Origin of the sequence: Thermus sp. (assembly GCF_039793865.1) — a bacterium.
In the GTDB taxonomy this organism is placed as follows: domain Bacteria; phylum Deinococcota; class Deinococci; order Deinococcales; family Thermaceae; genus Thermus.
Map to the genome: position 1 here is coordinate 25946 of NZ_JBAMMI010000085.1, position 16783 is coordinate 42728.

Consider the following 16783-nt stretch of genomic DNA (forward strand, 5'->3'; position numbering starts at 1 on the left):
GGGCGAGCAAGCTGGAGGGGAGCGTATACCAACGGTTGTGGCCCCTCTAGGGGGTCGCAGACCATGAAGACCCTGGGCGAGATCCGGCGCATCTTGGCCCAACAAGCCGGAGCTTCGGGCGCGCTTCGGCGTGCGGGAGCTGGCCATTTTCGGTTCCCACGCCCGGGGAGAGACCACCCCTTTGAGCGAAGACCTTGGGGTGGGAGATCCGCGGATTTGCAGGATCGCCTGGAAGCTTATGGGGCCTTCCCAGGGGGCCTTGCGGTAAAGGGTATAGACTGGGCCCATGGTCCGGGCCCTGACCTTTGACGTGGGGAACACCCTGATCCTGGCGAGCCCCCGCTTCTGGCTCCTGCCCTTCTTGGAAGAGAGGGGGCTTAGGCCACGCAGGGATCCCAAAGCGGCGGCCTTGGCCGCCTTCCGCTTCTACGAGGACCACCACCTCCTGGCCCGGGACCTGGAGACCGCCTTAGGCCTCTGGCGGGAGTTCCACCGGAGGCTTCTTGCGGGGATGGGCCTCGAGGACCACGCCGAGGCCCTTTCCCAAGAGCTCGTGGCCCGCTGGAAGGACCCCGCCCTCTGGCCCCTCGCACCGGGGGCGGAGGAGACCCTAAGGGCCCTGAAGGCCGAGGGCTACCCCCTGGCCGTGGTCTCCAACTGGGACGCCACCCTCCCCGAGATCCTGGAGGTGGTGGGCCTAAAGCGCTACTTTGACCACCTCGCGGTGAGCGCCTTCTCCGGCTACGCCAAGCCGGACCCCCGCCTCTTCCAGGAGGCCCTCCAAGCCTTAGGGGTAGCCCCGGAGGAGGCGGTGCACGTGGGGGACTCCGAGGCGGACCTCCTGGGGGCGGAGGCCGTGGGGATGCGGGCCCTCCTCTTTGACCCCCTGGGGGAAAACCCCAAGGCCCTTTCCCGGCTTCAGGCGGTGCTAGACTACCTCCCATGAGCGTCCGGGAGGCCCTCTGGGGGGAGAAACGGGAGGCCATTGAGGAGGCCCTGAAGGAGGCAGACGAGGACCTCTTCCGCTACATCCGGGACTTCGCCTACGAGGAGGTGTTGGCCAGGCCGGGTCTGGACCTGAAGACCCGGGAGCTTCTCGCCATCACCGCCCTCATCGCCTTAGGAAGCCCCAAGGAGCTCGCCACCCACCTGGAGGGGGCCCTGAGGGTGGGGGCCACGGAAAGGGAGGTGCGGGAGACCATCCTTCAGGCGGCCCTCTTCTTGGGCTTTCCCCGGGCCCTGGCCGCCATGAAGCTTTTCCAGAAGGTGCTCAAGGGCCGTGGTGCTCCTCACGAGGGGGAAGGATAGGGCGCTTCTCGCCAGGCTCGCCGCCCTCGGGATAGAGGCGGCGGAGGTGGCCCTCTTGGAGCAGGTGGACCTCCCCGCCCTCGCCCGCCTGCCCCAAAGGCTTAAGGAGGGGTGGGACTACGTGGCCGTGACCTCCAAGGAGGGGGCGAAGCGCCTCCTTCGGGCCTGGGAGGAGGCGGGCCGCCCCTTCCTCAGGGTGGCGGCGGTGGGGGAGGGCACGGGGAAGGTCTTGGCGGAAGGGGGGCTTTTCCCCGCCTTCGTGCCGGAAAGGGCCACGGCCCGGGACCTGGCCCAGGGCTTCCCCGAGGCGAGGCGGGTCCTCTTCGTGGCCGGGGATCTGGCGGGGCGGGACCTGGAGGAGGGGCTTAGGGCGAGGGGGGTCCTGGCGGAGCGCGAGGAGGTCTACGCCACCCGGGAAAGGGACCTCGCCCCCGAGGAGGTGGCCCTTTTGGAGCGGGCGGAGGTGGTGGCCTTCTTCAGCCCAAGCGGGGCCAGGGCCTTCGCCCGCTGGACGGGAAGGCGCCCCCAAGCCGCCGCCATCGGCCCAAGCACCGGGGAGGAAGCGAGGCGGTTCGGCTTTCCCGTGGTGGAGGCGGAAAGCCCGGGCCTCGAGGGCCTCTTCCGGGCCATCCTCCGGGTCCTCGGGCGGTAGGGGCTTCCGTCCCTACGCCCTTGGCGTATACTCTCGGGGAGGAATATGGCCCTGCCCCTCTACCTGGTGGGCCTCTCCCACAAGACCGCTCCCGTGGAGGTGCGGGAGCGGGCCTCTTTGGACCCCGTGGTGGGCCTGCCCGCCGCCCTTTCCGCCCTGGGCAAGGGGGTGGTCCTCTCCACCTGCAACCGCACGGAGCTCTACGGGGTGGGGAGCCCCGAGAGGGCCAAGGCCCTCCTCCTAAAAAGGGGGGTGGCTCCCCGGCACCTCTACGTGAAGGAGGGCCAGGAGGCCCTGCGCCACCTCTTCCGGGTGGCGGCGGGGCTGGACTCGCTGGTGGTGGGGGAGGCCCAGATCCTGGGCCAGGTGCGGGAGGCGCTCTTCTTGGCGAGAAAGTACGGGGCCACGGAGAGCCTCCTGGAGAAGGCCTTCCAATCCGCCATCGCCCTGGGGAAAAGGGCCCGGAGCGAAACGGGCATTGGGGCAGGGGCGGTGAGCGTGGCCTACGCCGCCTTGGACCTGGCCCTCGCCGTCTATGGGGACCTCTCCGGGCTCTCCGTGGCCGTGCTGGGGGCGGGGGAGATGGCGGAGCTCTTCCTCACCCACCTCAAGGCCCACGGGGTGGGGCGGGTGCTGGTGGTGAACCGCACCGAGGAAAGGGCGAGGGCCCTGGCGGAGCGCTTTGGCGGGGAGGCCTTCGGCCTTCCCGCCCTTCCCCAGGTCCTCCGCCAGGCGGACCTGGTGGTGGCCTCGGCGGCGGCTCCCCACTACCTGGTGGGGCCCGAGGACCTGCCTAAAAGGGCCAAGCCCCTCTTCCTCATAGACATCGCCCTGCCCCGGAACATAGACCCGCGGGTGGGCCGCCTCCCCCACGCCTACCTCTACAACCTGGACGACCTGGAGCGGGTGGTGGAGAGGAACCTTAGGGCCAGGGAGGGGGAGGTGCCCAAGGTGGAGGCCCTGGTGGAGAAGGCCCTCGCCGACTACCTGGAGTGGTACGCGGGCCACCGGGTGCGGGAGGCCATTCGCGCTCTGGAGGAGCGTCTTTTTCAGGAGGTGGCCCGGGAGCTGCCCGGGGCCGACCCCCTCACCTGGCGCAAGGAGGCGGGCCGCCGGGCCCACCCCCTGATCCTGGCCCTCAAGGCCCAGGCCCGGCCATGACCCCGGCGAGCCCCCTGGCCCTCCTCGGGGTGGTGCTCCTGGCGCTAGGGCTTTTCTGGCCCCGGGGAATGGGGTGGGGGGCCCTTGTTTACCTGGGGGCGGCCCTGGCCGATGCCCTCTTCAAGGGGCCTTTTTCCGGCCCTGCCCAACCTGCCCTCCTCCTTGGGGGGCTTCTCGCCCTAAGGGGGGCCACCCTTTTGGAGAGGCCCTGGCTCGCCCCTCTCGGGCGCTATCTGGCCCTCCTCTCCCTCCTCCTGGGGCTTTTCGCCCTCAAGGCCCTGCCCCACCCGGGGGAGGGCCTCTCCCCCTTCCTCTCCCTCCTCCACGGGGGGGCCTTTCTCGTGGCCTACCTCGCCTTGAGCGTGGGGGTGGGGGCGGGGGCGATGTGCGCCCTGCAGGACCTGCGCCTGCGCCGGGCCCCCGAGCGGGCGGTGGGGAGCGCTCCCCTCTGGAGCCTGAGGCGCCTGGAGCAGGGGTACCTGCGGGTGGGGTACGTGGCGGCCACCCTGGGGCTCGCGAGCGGCATGGCCTGGGCCTTCGGCTACTTCGGAAGCCCATTGAGCCCGGACCCCAAGGAGGTCCCCGCTCTCTTGGGCTGGCTCCTCCTCACCCTTTACTTCCTCCTGGAGGAGAGGCTTCGGGGTCTTTCGCGGGCCGGGGTTCTTCTCCTCGCCTACGGCCTTCTCCTCTTCGCCTTCCTGGGGGCGCCCTTTTTAGGCTCCCGGCACCCCTCGAGGCTTCCTTTTTGAAAAGGTAGAGGGAACCTCAAGGAGGTGGAGCGCATCCTGGGGGTGTCCTACCCCACGGTGCGGGCCCGGCTGGACGCCCTCCTCAAGGCCCTGGGGTACGAGGAGGAAGACAGGGAGGAGGACCGCCTACAGGTCCTGGAGGCCCTGAGGCGGGGGGAGATCAGCCTGGAGGAGGCGGTGGCCCGCTTGCGGGAAGGGAAAAGCTGAAAGCCGTCCCCTTGCCCACCTGGCTCTCCACCCAGACCTCCCCCCCGTGGGCCTCGAGGATGGCCTTCACGATGGCGAGGCCGAGGCCCGAGCCGCCCCTTTCCCGGTCCCGGGCCTTGTCCACTCGGTAGAAGCGTTCAAAGAGGTGGGGAAGGTGCTCCTCGGGGATCCCTTCCCCGTCGTCCTCCACCCGCACCACCGCCTTGTCCCCCAGGTCGAAGGCCCGAAGCCAGACCCGCCTCGCCCCTGCCTTGAGGGCGTTAGAGACCAGGTTGGCCATGACCTGGTGGAGCCGGTCGGGGTCCCCCAGGACGTAAAGCTCCTCGGGGGCCTCCACCCGGATCTCCCCCTCAAAGCTCTTGGCGAACTCCTCCCGCACCTCTTCCAGGAGGTCTAAGACCCGCACGGGCACGGGGCGGATCCTCCAAGTGCCGCTTTGGGAGAGGTCCAGGAGGTCGGAGACCAGCTTGCCCATGCGCTCCGCCTCCCGCTTCACCACCTCGAGGCTCTCCCGCTGGGCCTCGGTGAGGGGGGTGCGGCGGAGGAGGTAGCCCACGTGCCCCAGGATGGCGGTGACGGGGGTTCTGAGCTCGTGGGAGGCGTCCTGGAGGAAGCGGGTCTGGGCCTCAAAGGCCTCCTGCATCCGGGAGAGCATCCCGTTCAGGGCCTTGACCAAGGCGGCCACCTCGTCCTCGGTCTCCGGCTCGGGCAGGGGCTCGGGGCGGGCGCTCATGGCCTCGGCCTTGCGGGCCGCCCACTCCAGGGGCTCCAGGGCCCGGGCCACGAGCCTTCGGGCCAGGAACAGGACCAGGAGGAGGACGAGGAGGGCGGTCCCGGCGTAGATGCGGGCGAACTGGCTGAGGGTGGCCTCGAGGTCCTCCGTGGGCTTGCCCACCAAAAGGGCCCCCTTCCACACCGCCCCGGAGAGGTTCACCTCCACCCGGCGGGCGTAGACCAAAAGGCGCAAGGGGCTTCCCTCCCGGGGAAGGGCCACCTGGGCCCAGACCTCGCCCTTTTCCAGGAGGGCGCGGTACTGGGCCTCGCCCAGGAGAAGCCTTCCCTGCCCCAGGGCGGGGCTTTTCTGCAGGCTGATGCCCCCTTCCTTGGCCAAAAGGGCGGGGTTTTCCTCGGGGAGGAGCTGGACCTCGGCGTAGAGGCTCGGCGGGAGGCCCGCCTCCAGGAGGGCCTGCCCCCCGAGGTTGAGAAGGCGCACCACCTGGTTGCTGGCCTCTAGGAGCTCCCCCCGGAGGTTCCGGTAGAGGAAGCTCCTGAGAAGGCCTTCCAGGGCGAAGCCCAAGACCAGGAGGGCCACGAGGAGAAGCCCCGCCGTGAGGAGGGTGATCCGGGTCCTGAGGGTCATGCCGGGGGGTTGGGCGGGCCTGGGCTCAGTCCTCCCTGAGGACGTACCCCACCCCCCGCACCGTGTGGATGAGGCGGCGCTCCCCCCCGGCCTCCAGCTTCTTGCGCAGGTAGCCGATGTAGACGTCCACCACGTTGCTTCCCCCTTGGTAGCCCGGCCAGACCTTCTCCTCAATCTCGTAGCGGCTGAAGACCTTGCCGGGGTTCTTGGCGAGGAGCTCCAGGAGCTCAAACTCCTTGTTGGAGAGCTCCACCCGCCGCCCGCCCCGGAAGACCTCCCGGCCCTCGAGGTTGATGATGAGGTCCGCCACCCGGATCTCCCCGGTGATGGCCGGGGTGACCCGGCGGAGGTGGGCCCGCACCCGGGCGAGGAGCTCCTCTATGGAAAAGGGCTTCACCAGGTAGTCGTCGGCCCCGGCGTCCAGGCCCGCCACCTTGTCCTCCACGCGGTCCTTGGCGGTGAGGATGAGGATGGGCACGTTGGAGGTCTTGCGGATGCGCTTGGCCACCTCAATCCCGTCCATGACGGGAAGCATCAGGTCCAGGATCACCAGGTTGGGGTTCACCTCCCGGAACTTGGAAAGCCCGGTGATGCCGTCGTGGGCCACCTCGGTGCGGTAGCCCTCCGCCTGGAGCTCTAGCTCAATGAAGCGGGCGATGTCCTTCTCGTCTTCCACGATGAGGATCAGAGGGGGTTCCATGCCCCCATGGTACTCACTTTCTCATGAGAAAGCCAGGTGCGGGGCCCGGTTCACGAAAAAGGGCGGGGGTGCTCGCAGGCTGGCCAAGCTATCCGATTCCGAGCCTCGTTTCCACCTCCGCCACCTCCCGCACCGTGCGCAAGAGGGCGTCCGGGTTGAGGCTTAGGGAGTCTATGCCCCTTTCCACCAAAAAGGCGGCGAACTCGGGGTAGTCCGAGGGGGCCTGGCCGCAGATGCCCACAGGCCTCCCCTTGGCGTGGGCCTTCTCAATGAGCATGGCCGCGAGGCGCTTCACCGTCTCCCGCCTTTCGTCAAAGAGGTGGGCCACCCGTTCGGAGTCCCGGTCCAGGCCCAGGGCGAGCTGGGTGAGGTCGTTGGAGCCGATGGAGAAGCCGTCAAAGAGCTCGGCGAAGGCCTCGGCCTCGAGGACGTTGGCGGGAATCTCCGCCATCACGTAGACCTGAAGCCCGCCCTCCCCCCGCCTGAGGCCCCCCTCCGCCATGACCTCCAAGACCTTCTCCCCCTCCTCCGGGGTGCGGCAGAAGGGGACCATCACGTGAAGGTTCCTTAAGCCCATCTCCTCCCGCACCCGCTTCACCGCGGCCACCTCCAGGAGGAAGCCCTCCTTGTAGTCCGGGTGGTAGTAGCGGCTCGCCCCCCGCCACCCCAGCATGGGGTTCTCCTCCTTGGGCTCAAAGAGGTGCCCCCCGAGGAGGCGGGCGTACTCGTTGGTCTTGAAGTCGGAGAAGCGGAGGAGAACGGGCCTCGGGTAGAAGGCGGCGGCGATGAGGCCGATCCCCTCGCTCAGGCGCTCCACGAAGTAGGCCCGCTTGTCGGGGTAGGCCTCGGTGGCCTCCTCCACCTGGCGGCGGACCTCCTTGGGGAGGGTTTCAAACCGGGTGAGGGCCAGGGGGTGGACGCGCACGTGGCTCGCGAAGACGAACTCCATCCGGAGAAGGCCCACCCCCTCGGTGGGGAGGAGGCTCGCCCTTAGGGCCTCCTCCGGGGTGCCCACGTTCACCAGGATCTTGGTCCGGGTCTTGGGCAGGGTCTCGGGGCGGATCTCCTCCACCTCAAAGGGGAGCCTCCCCCGGTAGACCCGCCCCACCTCCCCCTCGGCGCAGGAGACCGTGACCTCCTCCCCTTCGGGGACCAGCCGGGTGGCCCCCACCGCCCCCACCACCGCGGGCACCCCCAGCTCCCGGGCCACGATGGCCGCGTGGGAGGTGCGCCCGCCCCTTTCGGTGACGATGGCCGCCGCCTTCTTCATGATGGGCTCCCAGTCGGGGTTGGTGGTCTCCGTGACCAGGACCTCCCCCTCCTGGAAGCGGTCCATCTCCTTGGGGTCCTTGAGGACGCGGGCCCGGCCCGTGGCGATGGCCTCGCCCACGGCGAGCCCCTCCGCCAGGACCTCGCCCTTCTTTAGGAGGCGGAAGACGCGGAGGACCGGGGCCTTTTGCGAGTGGACGGTCTCGGGCCGGGCCTGGAGGACGAAGAGCTCCCCCGTGGGGCCGTCCTTGGCCCACTCAATGTCCATGGGGGTGGGGCTTCCCCGCTTCTTGGAGTAGTGGTCCTCAATCTTCAGCGCCCAGTCGGCGAGGAGGAGGACCTCCTCGTCCTTTAGGGCGAAGCGGTTCCGCAGGTAGGGGGGCGTGGGGCGGTTCTTGAGCCTCCCTTCCCTGGGGTCAAAGGCCAGGGTGAACTCCTTGGCGCCGAGCCGCTTATAGACCACGGCCCGGAAGCCCTCCCGGAAGGTCTCCTTGTGCACGTAGTAGCCGTCCGGGACCACCCGGCCCTGGACGATGTTCTCGCCGAGGCCGTAGATGGCCGTGAGGTAGACCAAGCCCCGGTGGCCGGTGTCGGGGTCCAGGGTGAAGATGACCCCGCTTGCGGCGGCATCGGCCCGCACCATGCGCTGGACCCCCACGCTTAGGGCCACCTTGAGGTGGTCAAAGCCCATGTGGGACCGGTAGCTGATGGCCCGCGCCGTGAAGAGGCTCGCCATGGCCCGCTTCACGTGGAGGAGGAGGCCCTCTTCCCCTTGGACGTAGAGAAAGCTTTCCTGCTGCCCGGCGAAGCTCGCCGTGGGGAGGTCCTCGGCGGTGGCGCTGGAGCGCACCGCCACGGGGATCTCCTCCTCCCCCGCCTCCTGGGAGAGCTTGCGGTAGGCCTCGAGGATCTCCTCCCGGAGGTCTTGGGGGTATTCGCCCTTGAGGATGAGGTTCCGTAGGCGGCGGCCCGCCCTCTCCAGGGCCTTGGGGTCCTCCGGGTCCAGCCCCTTGAGTTCCTTGGCGATGGCCTCCTCGAGGCCGTTGTGCCGGAGGAAATGCCGGTAGGCCTCGCTGGTGGTGGCGAAGCCTTCCGGCACCTTCACCCCTAAGGGGGAAAGCTCCCGGATCATCTCCCCCAGGGAGGCGTTCTTGCCCCCCACCAGGGGGACGTCCTCCAGGCCCACCTCGTGGAAAAACCGCACCCATCTCATGGGATCCCTCCCTTCTTTAAGGCCTCCTCCAGTACCCTCTCGGCCCTTTCCCCCTCGTAAAGGGCCTCCTCCGTGAGGAAGAGGCGGTGGGGGAGGGCGAGGAAGGCGGCGTCTCTGAGCTCCTTCCAGTCCACGAAGGGCTTCTTCCGCAGGTAGGCGAGGGCCTTGGCCAGGGCCAGCCAGGCCTTGGCCCCCCTGGGGGAAAGCCCCATGCGGAGGCGCCGGTCCTCCTCTGTGAGGAAGGCCACGTGGGTGATGGCCAAAAGGGCCTCCTTGGCCACCCGCACCTCCCCCGCCTCCTCCTGGGCCTTGAGGAGGTCCACCTCCACCGGCTCCGGGGTCTTGGGCTCCTCGGTGAGGATCCTAAGCCACACCTCCCGCCTCGGGGGGCGGAAGGGGATCTTGGCGGTGAAGCGGTCCAGCTGGGCCTCGGGCAGGGGGTAGGTGCCCTCCAGCTCCAGGGGGTTTTGCGTGGCGAGGACGAAGAAGGGCTCGGGCAAGGGGTGGCGCGCGCCCCCTGCGGTCACCGCCCTTTCCTGCATGGCCTCCAGAAGAGCCGACTGCACCTTGGGGGGCGCCCGGTTGATCTCGTCCGCCAGGACCACCTGGGCGAAGAGGGGGCCCTTCACGAACTCAAAGCGGCCTTCCCGGAAGACCTCGCTCCCCGTGAGGTCCTGGGGGAGGAGGTCCGGGGTGAACTGGATGCGCTTGTAGGCGAGGCCGCTCGCCCGGGCCAGGCTTTCCGCGAGGAGGGTCTTGCCCAGGCCCGGCATCCCCTCCAAAAGGGCGTGCCCCCGGGCGAGGAGGACGGCGAGGAGGGCCTCTATGACCTCCTCCTGGCCGAAGAGGGCCTCCCCCAGGGCTTCCCGAAGCCGCTCCAAGGCCACCTAGCCCTCCTGGGCCCGCTCCTGGACGATCCTCTGGGCGAGGTGCGGGGGGACCTCGGCGTAGTGGCTGAACTCCAGGGTGTAGGCCCCCGCCCCCCCGGTGAGGCCGGGGAGGGCCTTGTAGTACTCCAGGACCTCGGCGAGGGGCACCTCGGCGTGGACCACGCTCAAGGCCCCCTCCTGCTCCATGCCCAGGATCCTTCCCCGCCGGGCCTGGAGGTCGGAGAGGACGTCCCCCACCCGCTCCTGGGGGGCGAGGACCTTGAGGCGGTAGATGGGCTCCAAGAGCACGGGGTTCGCCTCGGCCATTACCTTCTTGAAGGCGAGGCTCGCGGCGATCTGGAAGGCGAGGTCCGAGGAGTCCACCTCGTGGTAGGAGCCGTTGTAGACGATGGCCTTGAAGCCCATCACGGGAAAGCCCGCCAGCACTCCCTTCTTGGCCGCCTCCTTGATCCCCTCCTCTATGGCCTCCTGGTACTTGCTGGGGATGACCCCGCCGGTGATGCGCCACTCAAAGGCGTACTCGGGGGCGGGCTCAAGCCTCAGCCACACGTCCCCGTACTGGCCGTGGCCCCCGGTCTGCTTCTTGTACTTGCCCTGGCCCTCGGCCACCCTTCTTATGGTCTCCCGGTAGGGCACCTTGGGGAGGGAGTACTCCACCTCCACCCCGTAGTCCGAGAGGCGCTCCTTGGCCGTGGTGAGGTGAAGCTCCCCGTGGCCCCAAAGGAGGAGCTCCCCCGTCTCCTCCTGGCGCTCTATCTTCAGGCTCGGGTCCTCCTCGAGGAGCTTCCTCAGGGCCTCCCCCAGCCGGGCCTCGTCCGTGCGCCCCTTGGGGTGGAGGGCCACGGGCACGTTGGGCTCGGGGAGGCGGGCGAAGGGCACCTCCTCGCTTTCCGGCTTAGGCCCTTGCCAGAGCACCATGCCCCGGTGGAGGCCCTCCGCTTTGGGAAGGCCCAGGATGTAGCCCGCCTCCGCCTCCTCCACCTCCAGGAGGTCCTTCCCCATGGGCACGTAGAGGTGGGGGAGGCGCACCTGCCCCGCCTCGCTTTGGAGGCTGTCCCCGGGCCTGAGCCTTCCCCGGTAGAGGCGCACGTAGGCCACCTGGCCCATGAAGGGGTCCACCTGGACCTTAAAGACCTTGGCCAAGGGGGGGCCATCCCCGAAGCGCTCCGTGGGGGAGGGGAGGGCCTCCAGGACGAGATCCAGAAGGGGAAGCACCCCGATCCCCGCCTCCCCCGAGGCCAGGGCCACGGGGTAGAGGAGGCCTCTCCGCACCGCCTCGTGGAAGGCCTTCTCCAGGACCTCCCCCGTGACCTCCTCCCCCTCCAGGTACTTCTCCAGGAGGCCCTCGTCGGTTTCCACGATGGCCTCGAGGACCTCCTGGCGGAAGCGCTCCGCCCTTTCCCTTTCCTCTTGGGGGACCGCCACCTCCACTTCCCGCCCCTCCTGGTAGCGGTAGGCCTTCCCGTGGAAGACGTCAATGAGCCCCACCCACTGCCCCCCCTCGTAGAGGGGGAGGTCTATGGGGAGGATGGGGCCCAGGGTGCTCCTCAGGTCCTGGAGGAGGGCGTAGTAGTCCCCGCCCTTGTCCAGCTTGGTGACCACCACCATGCGGGGAAGGCCGAGCCGCTCGGCCACGGTCCAGGCCCGTTCCGTGCCCACCTGCACCCCGCCCTCCGCCGAGACCGCCACCAAGGCGGCGTCCGCGGCCTCCAGGGCCCCCCGGATCTCCCCCACGAAGTCCCCGTAGCCCGGGGCGTCCAGGAGGAAGACCCGGTGGCCCCGGTAGCGGAGGGGGGCGACCCCGGTGCGCACCGTGGTGCGGTGGAGCCTGGCCTCGGGGGTGTAGTCCGTGGTGGTGGTGCCTTCTTCCACCCGGCCCCTGCGTTCCTTGGCCCCCGTGTGGAAAAGCAGGGCCTCGGTGAGGGTGGTTTTGCCGCTGCCTGCGTGCCCTACCAGGGCCACGGTTCGGATCATGGCGCCTCCTTCTTGGTGCCCATAGTATAGGGCCAAGGAGGGGGCGATTGTCCCAGGTGCTTTACCTGCCGCGAAGGCTCCTTCGGGAAACGGAGGCCTACCTTAAGGGCGAGGCCCCCAGGGAGGGGGTGGGGCTTTGGGCGGGGAGGCGCGAGGTGGAGCGGGTCATCCCCCTGCCCAACGTCCACCCTAGCCCCCTCACGGGCTACCTGGCCGAGCCCCTGGCCCTCCTAAAGGCCCTGAAGGCCCTGGAGCGGGAGGGGCTTGCCCTCCTCGCCATCTACCACTCCCACCCCAAGGGCCCCGCCCTCCCGAGCCCCACCGACCTCAAAGAGGCCCGCTGGCGGGTGCCCTACGTGATCTTCGGCACCGACGGCTTCCGGGCCTTCCTCCTCCCCGAGGGGCGGGAGGTGGAGGTGGTCCTCCTCTAGCCCCCGTAGAACCAGCCCGTGTCCCACATGACGAGGGGCCTGGCCTCGTAGCGCACCCCGGCCTCCACCACCTCGGCCAGCACCAGGCTGTGGTCCCCGCCCGGGTAGAGGTGGCGCACCTCGGCCTCGAGCCAGTAGGGGAGCTCGGTGAGGAGGGGGAGGCCGAAGGTGGGGGAGGGGGCGAAGGGGTGGCCGTTCAGGCGGTCCCCTTCCCGCACCGTGGGCTTGAAGAAGTCCTGGGCGATGGCCTTCTGGTCCTGGGCCAGGGTCATGAGGGCGAGCTTGCCCGTGCGCTCTATGAGGGCGTGGAGGTGGCTGTCCCGCTTGACCCCCAGGGCCACGAGGGGAGGGGCGAAGGAGGCCTGGGTGACCCAGTTCACCGTCCCGGCGGCCATCTCCTCGCCGTCCCTCGCCGTGAGGACGTAGAGCCCGTAGGTGAAGCTCCGGAGGACCTTTTTCTTGGCCTCGAGGTCCATGGCCCTATTCTACCTCGGTGAGGAGGGCCTTTAGGAGGGCTTCGTGAATCCGGCCGTTGGTGGCCACGATGTACCGGTTTCCCAGGGTGTAGGGCTTTCCCGTAAGGTCCGTGACCCTGCCCCCCGCCTCCTCCACCAAAAGCCAGCCCGCGGCCACGTCCCAGGGGTTCAGCTTCACCTCCCAGAAGCCCTCCAGCCGCCCCGCGGCCACGTAGGCCAGGTCCAGGGCGGCGGCCCCCGGGCGCCTTACCAAAAGCCCCCGCCTCAGGGCCCGGGCGAAGTAGGTGAGGTTCTCCGGGTCCTGGGCCACGTCGTAGGGGAAGCCCGTGGCGAGAAGGCTTCCAAGGAGCCTGTCCCTCCCGGTGACCCGGATGGGCCTCCCGTCCAGGTAGGCCCCCTCGCCCCTAAGGGCGTAGAAGGTCTCCCCCCGGGCGGTGTCCATGACCACTCCCGCCTGGATGACCCCATCGGCCTCGAGGGCCAGGGAGACCCCGTAGAAGGGGAAGCCGTGGGCGTAGTTCACCGTGCCGTCCAGGGGGTCCACGATGAAGCGCAAGGCGGCGTTCCCCTCGCTTCCCCCTTCCTCGCCCAGGAAGCCCGCCTCGGGAAAGCGCTCTAGGAGAAGGGTCTTGATGGCCTCCTCCGCCTCCCGGTCCGCCTGGGTGACGAGGTCGGTGGGGCCCGACTTGGTCCCGTGGGTGAAGCCTTTTTCCAGGTAATAGTGGTGGATGCCCCAGGCTAGCCGGGCCGCCTCCAGCATGGTTTCAAGATGGGGAAAGAAGGGATGACCCTTGCCGATCACCCTTCTATCATAGGCCCCGGAGCCTCTGGAAAAGAGCCCTGAGCTTGGCCTCGCTCTTCACCCCCGGGGCCTCCTCCACCCCGCTCGCCAGGTCTATGGCGTAGGGCTTTAGGGCCAGGGCCTCCCCCAGGTTTTCCGGGGTCAGGCCCCCGGCCAGGATGACCCTCAGGCCCCTTTCCAGGAGGGGCCTGGCCCACTCCCGGGGGTAGGCCTGGCCGCTTCCCGGGGCGGGGCTGTCCAGGAGGAGGGCTTCCGCGGGGTAGTCCGCCCACTCGGGCCGCGCCGGGCCCTTGAGGGAAAAGGCCTTGATGACGGGGAAAAAGCGCCCGACGGCCTCGGCCCACTCCGGGGGCTCCTCCCCGTGGAGCTGGACCACCTGGAGGCGGGCCTCCTCCATCGCCCTAAGGACCTCCTCGGGGGGCTGGTCCCGGAAGACCCCCACCCGCACCACGAAGGGCCCGAGGGCCCGGGAGATGGCGCGGGCGGCCCCGGGCTCCACCCGCCTCCTGGAGCCCGGGGCGAGGACGAAGCCCAGGGCGAAGGCCCCGAGCTCCTCGGCCAGGAGGGCGTCTTGAAGGCGGGTGAGGCCGCAGATCTTGACCCGCACGGGGCCAGTATAAAGGCCCTCAGCCGCACTTAGAGTAGCCGCAGACCTGGCACTTCCAGCACCCCTCCTCCCGCACCAGGGCCTTCTCCCCGCAAGCGGGGCACTTCTCGGCCCCGGGGAGGACAAGCCCCCCGCCGGAGAGGACGGGGAGGGGCTCCTTTAGGGAGGGCGCGGGGGCGCTTCCCTTCAGGGCCTCGGGGATGGTCTCCAGGGCCACGGCGATGAGGTCCGCCTTGCTGGAGACGAGCCGCCCCTGGTAGGTGCCGTAAAGCCCCCCGTTGATGCCCCGGAGGGTGCGGATGAGGGCTTCGGGGGGCACCCCGTACTGCAGGGCGATGGAGACCACCCGGCCCAGGGCCTCGGAGTCGGCGTTGGCCTCGTCCCCTGCCTTCCCCGAAGTGAGGATGACCTCTATGGGCTTCCCCTCCAACACGTTCACCGTCACCAGGAAGCTCCGCTTCTGCCCCTCGGGGGTCATGAGCTTCACCATGTCCGTGAAGCCCATGAGGCGGCCCGGACGTTCGTAGACGGGCTCCCCTGCCTGGGGTTGCCTGGGGGGTTCGTGGGCTTGGAAGGGGATGTCCCGCGCTTTTTCCTCCCCTTCTGTATGCGCCTCGGCCTTCTTCTCCTCCTTCTTCACCGTGAGCACCTGAAACTCCCGGGAGCCGTCCCGGTAGACGGTGATCCCCTTGCACCCCGTGCGGTGGGCCTCGAGGTAGGCGGCCTCCACGTCCTCCACCGAGGCGTGGTTTGGAAGGTTGATGGTCTTGGAGAGGGAGTTCCCGGCGTACCCCTCGGCGTCAAAGGCCCGCTGCACCGCCCCCTGCATGCGCACGTGGTCCAAGGGGTGGATGTCGTGGGCGCACTGGAAGACCCGCCGGATGGGCTCGGGGACGAAGGGGAGATTTTGCACGGAACCGTGGCCGTCCTTCTGGATCTCCTCCACGATCTTCTCCCAGTCCCACTTCCCGTCCTTGGCGAAGCCAGGGGCGGGCGGGTAGGCCTCCATGAGCTCCACGAAGAGAGGGTGGAGGAGGGGCTTGTACTCCCCGCCGATCCTGCGCCAGACGAAGGGGCTGAAGACGGGCTCAATCCCCGAGGAGACCCCCATGAGCATGCTGGTGGTCCCCGTGGGGGCCACGGTGAGGAGGGCCACGTTGCGCCGTGGGCGGACGCCTAAGGCCTGGAAGTACTCCCGGTGTTCCTCGTAGAGGGGGAAGACGCCCCTTTCCTCGGCCAGGGCCTCGGAGGCCCGGATGGCCTCCTCCCTTTGAGCGGACATGATCTCGTAGACCTTCTCCCGGGCCTCCTCCGAGGCGTAGGGGAGGCCCATCTTGATGAGGGCGTCCGCCAGGCCCATGACCCCTAGGCCAAGCCGCCTGAGCCGCCTCGCCGCCTCCTCGTTGTCGGGGAGGGCGAACCTGTTCACGTCCAGGACGTTGTCCAGGAAGCGGACGGCGGTGTGGACGTCCTTGCGGAACTCCTCCATCTGGAAGGCCCCGTCCTTCACGTAGGCGGCGAGGTTCAGGGCCCCCAGGTCGCAGGGCTCGCCCATGGTGAGCGGGATCTCACCGCAGGGATTGGTGGAGCGAATCCAATAACGGGGCCCCAAGCCCTTCAGGGCCGAGAACTCGTTGACCCGGTCCACGAAGATGAGGCCCGGTTCCCCCGTGGCCCAGGCGTGCCAGGCGATCTCGTGCCAGAGCCACCGGGCGGGGACCTTCCCCCCATAGAGGGGGATGGGCTTGGCGCCATCGGCCCGCTCGGGAAGCTCGGGGAGCCTGCCCGTGTAGGGGCCCTCCAGGGGGTAGGGGTAGTACTTCCCCGGCACCTCCACGGGGGTCACGGGCCAGAGGGTGTCCTCCTCCAGGGCCTTCATGAAGGCCTCGGTGACCAGGACGGAGATGTTGAAGGTGGAGATGTCCCCCTCGGCCTTCTCCCGGTCCAGGTCCTTGGCGGTGAGGAAGTCCAGGAGGTCGGGGTGGTCAATGGAGAGGGTGGCCATCCCCGCGCCCCTTCGCGTGCCCCCTTGGCGCACCACCCGGAGGACCGGGGCGTACACGTAGCGCAGGGTGGCCACGGGGCCCGCCCCTTCCGCTCCCAGGGCGGCCCACTCCAGGAAGTTGTCAAAGAGCTCAAAGAGAAAGCTCACCGGCCCCGAGCTCGTCCCCCCGCTTCCCCGGATGGGGGCTCCTTCCGGGCGGAGGAGGGAGAAGTCCACGTGGGGGGTGAGGCCCCTCCGGGCCAGGTCCGCGGCCTCGCGGGCGGCCTCCACGATGCCCCCCATGTCGTCGGGGACCAGGATGCGCTCCTTGGGGGGTTCCTCCACCACCCCCACCCCCCGCTCTTCCGCCAGGGCCATGAGCTCGGGGGAGAGCTTTCCGTAGACCACCCGGGCGAAGTTCTTGAGCCGGATCTCCTCCTTGGGCCCATCGGGGTTGGTGGGGGGGCGCATGAGGCCCCGGAGGAAGTCCTCGAGGTCCGGGTGCTCCGCCGAGAGGTAGGCCACCCCCCGCACCTCCCGGCGCCTGCCCGCCCCCTTGGAGCGGTAGGGGTCCAGGTTCACCCCGTTTCCGCCCCCCACCTTGGTGACCAGGGCGAGCTTCTTGGCCACCTCCATGATGCCCGCGAAGCTCTCGGGGGGGTTCTCCGTGGCCCCCTGGACGAAGCAGTTGAGGAGGTTGCCGTGGGCGGTGCCCGCCCCGGCGAGGATCCGGCCCCCCGGGGAGAAGCGCTTGGTGCTCATGAGCTCGTAGAACTTCTCCTCCCAGTAGGCCCTTTCCTCGGGCTTCTCGGGCTTGGCGATCTCCCGGGCCACCCGGCGGAACATCCCCAGGATGTCCCCGTCCCCGGGCTGGAGGTACTGGCGCTTGGCGATGGCCTGGGCGTGCTCGTCAAAGAAGGGTCGCTCCATAGGTCCTCCCTAATAACCCCCAGATCTTGGGGTTAGGTGGCAGGATGCTACTACTCCTTGGGTTTTCACG

15 protein-coding genes and 1 pseudogene are annotated in these 16783 nt (G+C 69.2%); 7 read left to right on the plus strand and 9 right to left on the minus strand.

Annotated elements, in window-relative coordinates:
• Positions 1 to 286 precede the first annotated feature (286 nt).
• The 6 genes and pseudogenes from ABJK26_RS07820 to ABJK26_RS07845 form a co-directional block, all read left to right on the plus strand.
• Positions 287 to 946: an HAD-IA family hydrolase gene (locus ABJK26_RS07820; protein ID WP_347241720.1), complete on the plus strand. Its 660-nt coding sequence runs from the start codon at positions 287 to 289 to the stop codon at positions 944 to 946.
• Complete coding sequence (locus tag ABJK26_RS07825) at positions 943 to 1308, plus strand: carboxymuconolactone decarboxylase family protein (RefSeq protein ID WP_347241721.1); 366 nt, start codon at positions 943 to 945, stop codon at positions 1306 to 1308. Before ABJK26_RS07820 ends, ABJK26_RS07825 begins: the two co-directional genes overlap by 4 nt.
• On the plus strand, positions 1280 to 1960 hold the full coding sequence (locus tag ABJK26_RS07830; RefSeq protein ID WP_347241722.1) for a uroporphyrinogen-III synthase: 681 nt from the start codon (positions 1280 to 1282) through the stop codon (positions 1958 to 1960). Before ABJK26_RS07825 ends, ABJK26_RS07830 begins: the two co-directional genes overlap by 29 nt.
• 45 nt (positions 1961 to 2005) lie before the next feature.
• Positions 2006 to 3121 carry a glutamyl-tRNA reductase gene (hemA, locus tag ABJK26_RS07835; protein WP_347241723.1) on the plus strand — a complete coding sequence of 372 codons (1116 nt, stop codon included), beginning with the start codon at positions 2006 to 2008 and terminating at the stop codon, positions 3119 to 3121.
• Positions 3118 to 3870 (plus strand): cytochrome c biogenesis protein CcsA, encoded by a 753-nt coding sequence (gene ccsA / locus ABJK26_RS07840; protein ID WP_347241724.1) that lies wholly within the window; start codon positions 3118 to 3120, stop codon positions 3868 to 3870. Before hemA ends, ccsA begins: the two co-directional genes overlap by 4 nt.
• Positions 3871 to 3876: 6 nt before the next feature.
• Positions 3877 to 4077 (plus strand): annotated as a pseudogene (locus ABJK26_RS07845) (DUF2089 family protein); the annotation flags it as partial.
• Here ABJK26_RS07845 and ABJK26_RS07850 read toward each other — a convergent pair.
• From ABJK26_RS07850 to ABJK26_RS07870, 5 genes are all read right to left on the minus strand, one after another.
• On the minus strand, positions 4031 to 5437 hold the full coding sequence (locus ABJK26_RS07850; RefSeq protein ID WP_347241725.1) for a HAMP domain-containing sensor histidine kinase: 1407 nt from the start codon (positions 5435 to 5437) through the stop codon (positions 4031 to 4033). The pseudogene ABJK26_RS07845 and the gene ABJK26_RS07850 sit on opposite strands and share 47 nt — an antisense overlap.
• 25 nt (positions 5438 to 5462) lie before the next feature.
• Positions 5463 to 6137: a response regulator transcription factor gene (locus ABJK26_RS07855; protein ID WP_347241726.1), complete on the minus strand. Its 675-nt coding sequence runs from the start codon at positions 6135 to 6137 to the stop codon at positions 5463 to 5465.
• A gap of 88 nt (positions 6138 to 6225) precedes the next feature.
• Positions 6226 to 8619 carry a phosphoenolpyruvate synthase gene (ppsA, locus tag ABJK26_RS07860; RefSeq protein WP_347241727.1) on the minus strand — a complete coding sequence of 798 codons (2394 nt, stop codon included), beginning with the start codon at positions 8617 to 8619 and terminating at the stop codon, positions 6226 to 6228.
• On the minus strand, positions 8616 to 9506 hold the full coding sequence (locus ABJK26_RS07865) for an AAA family ATPase (RefSeq protein WP_347241728.1): 891 nt from the start codon (positions 9504 to 9506) through the stop codon (positions 8616 to 8618). The genes ppsA and ABJK26_RS07865 overlap by 4 nt, the downstream gene beginning before the upstream one ends.
• Positions 9507 to 11483: an elongation factor G gene (locus ABJK26_RS07870; RefSeq protein WP_347241729.1), complete on the minus strand. Its 1977-nt coding sequence runs from the start codon at positions 11481 to 11483 to the stop codon at positions 9507 to 9509.
• A 47-nt stretch (positions 11484 to 11530) separates the two neighbouring features.
• Here ABJK26_RS07870 and ABJK26_RS07875 point away from each other — a divergent pair, with 47 nt between their 5' ends.
• On the plus strand, positions 11531 to 11914 hold the full coding sequence (locus ABJK26_RS07875) for a M67 family metallopeptidase (protein ID WP_347241730.1): 384 nt from the start codon (positions 11531 to 11533) through the stop codon (positions 11912 to 11914).
• On the opposite strand, the gene ABJK26_RS07880 is transcribed toward ABJK26_RS07875, so the two are convergent.
• From ABJK26_RS07880 to ABJK26_RS07895, 4 genes are read right to left on the minus strand one after another with little or no spacing between them, the layout of a single operon-like run.
• Positions 11911 to 12390 (minus strand): flavin reductase family protein, encoded by a 480-nt coding sequence (locus tag ABJK26_RS07880; RefSeq protein ID WP_347241731.1) that lies wholly within the window; start codon positions 12388 to 12390, stop codon positions 11911 to 11913. The two genes, ABJK26_RS07875 and ABJK26_RS07880, sit on opposite strands and share 4 nt — an antisense overlap.
• Before the next feature lie 4 nt (positions 12391 to 12394).
• Entirely contained in the window at positions 12395 to 13192 is a 798-nt protein-coding gene (locus ABJK26_RS07885; protein WP_347241732.1) for an inositol monophosphatase family protein, read from the minus strand.
• Between the two features lie 7 nt (positions 13193 to 13199).
• Complete coding sequence (locus tag ABJK26_RS07890) at positions 13200 to 13799, minus strand: phosphoribosylanthranilate isomerase (RefSeq protein WP_347241733.1); 600 nt, start codon at positions 13797 to 13799, stop codon at positions 13200 to 13202.
• 19 nt (positions 13800 to 13818) lie between these two features.
• Entirely contained in the window at positions 13819 to 16713 is a 2895-nt protein-coding gene (locus ABJK26_RS07895) for an adenosylcobalamin-dependent ribonucleoside-diphosphate reductase (RefSeq protein ID WP_347241734.1), read from the minus strand.
• Positions 16714 to 16783: the final 70 nt, after the last annotated feature.